This window comes from Psychrobacter sp. 1Y4 (assembly GCF_051847555.1).
Genome location: NZ_JBPYDE010000352.1, coordinates 1 through 826, shown reverse-complemented (window position 1 = coordinate 826; position 826 = coordinate 1). Strand labels below are relative to the sequence as shown.

Here is an 826-nt window from a genome sequence, read left to right as displayed (position 1 = left end):
CCACAGGACTGGAGGGCGAACGACCGTCTAACATCGCAGGGCTTAAGAAGGGCGGCTGTATCGCAGTATCTAATGCGCGTAGGCCTTTTCGCAACGACTTAGTGCTGCTACGTACATTAGAGTACGCGGCGACCTTTGGCATGAAAGTATTCTTTTATCCTGACGAGCCAAGTCTGTCTGGAGATGGCGTGGCGCATGAGGGTTATATCGCCTCTTATCATGGCTTGCAAGGGATTCCTTGGATTGCGGAAACGGTTGCACTGTCTACGCAGCTGTTGATGGTTGAAGAGACGGGAATCGCCGCTCATTTTAGTCAGCTATCCTGTAAGTCTTCCATTGAGCTCATGCGCTGGGCAAAAGATAAAGGCTTGCCGGTGACCTGCGATGTGGCGATGCATCAGCTTTATCTAACTGATGACAATCTTGAAGGCTTTAATGCTCAGGCTTACGTATTACCTCCACTACGTAGTAATACTGACCAGCAAGCCATACGCCGTGGCTTAAAAGATGGCACTATCGATGCTATCTGTAGTCATCACGAACCATTAAACAGTACTGCTAAAAAAGCGCCATTTGCTGAGAGTACGCCAGGTATCTCGAATTTTGATACGTTTATGGCGCTGGCATGTCAACTGGTCAATGATGAGGTGTTAACACTCTCAGAGTTGGTTGATAAAATCTGTCTCAACCCTGCAAAAATTGCAGGTATTAATGAGCAGTATGAAGCGATCGGCGGCGCGGTATTGGTTGATCCCAATCTGGAGTGGCAAGTGACCGCGCAATCTATGCTATCGAATGGTAAAAACACACCATTTTTTAATCAGCA

1 protein-coding gene is annotated in these 826 nt (G+C 47.6%); it reads left to right on the top strand.

All coding sequences use genetic code 11. The features are described from left to right. A partial coding sequence (locus ACS8FC_RS16260) for a dihydroorotase (protein WP_439297539.1) occupies positions 1–826 on the top strand: 826 nt, incomplete at both ends.